Genomic DNA, 559 nt, shown 5'->3' on the forward strand with positions numbered 1-559 from the left:
TGCAGCCCGACTGATCATCATCGCACTTGACCAGGCGAAGCCCACCCAATTCCTGGGGCCCATTCCGCACGTGCTGAGAAGTCTGTGCTTTGTGTATGAAGGGCGAGCTTCGGCCGCGGCGAAGCTGCTGGTGGAGAGTCTGCAGGTTCAGCTTCTGCCGACGACAGGCGTACTTAGCGCACGGTTCTCGGCCATCGTCAACATCGTCAGCTTCGTGCTGGCCGCTGCGGGCGAGGGGAAGGCCCTGCAGGGCTTGGCCGAGCGGATGAGTCCACCGAGTCCGGGGTACTCGGTCGTCAAAGCGCGTCAGGCCTTCGTCTTCGGGCAGCATGATCCGCTGTGGACCGCCACAGGGCAGTTGTTGGCCGGCGATGAGGGGCCCAGGCTCAAGAACTCAGCCATGGCTCTGCGCGCCGACATGCTCCACCACGAGGGCCGTTCTGCTGAGGCGCTGGAGGCCTTCGTCGACATGCTCGACTACTGCGCGATCACCGCATCGGTGCTTGCCGTCACTCAGTTGTCGAAGTCTGCTCGAGAGGCGCTCATTCCCGTTTCGGCC

Annotated in this window: 1 protein-coding gene; it reads left to right on the forward strand. The window is 63.7% G+C overall.

Annotated elements, in window-relative coordinates:
• Positions 1-559 (forward strand): hypothetical protein (locus tag IEV86_RS17625; RefSeq protein WP_188484850.1); only part of this gene is annotated, 559 nt, incomplete at both ends.

The sequence above is a fragment of the Cellulomonas carbonis genome (genome assembly GCF_014636275.1).
Classification (GTDB): domain Bacteria; phylum Actinomycetota; class Actinomycetes; order Actinomycetales; family Cellulomonadaceae; genus Actinotalea; species Actinotalea carbonis.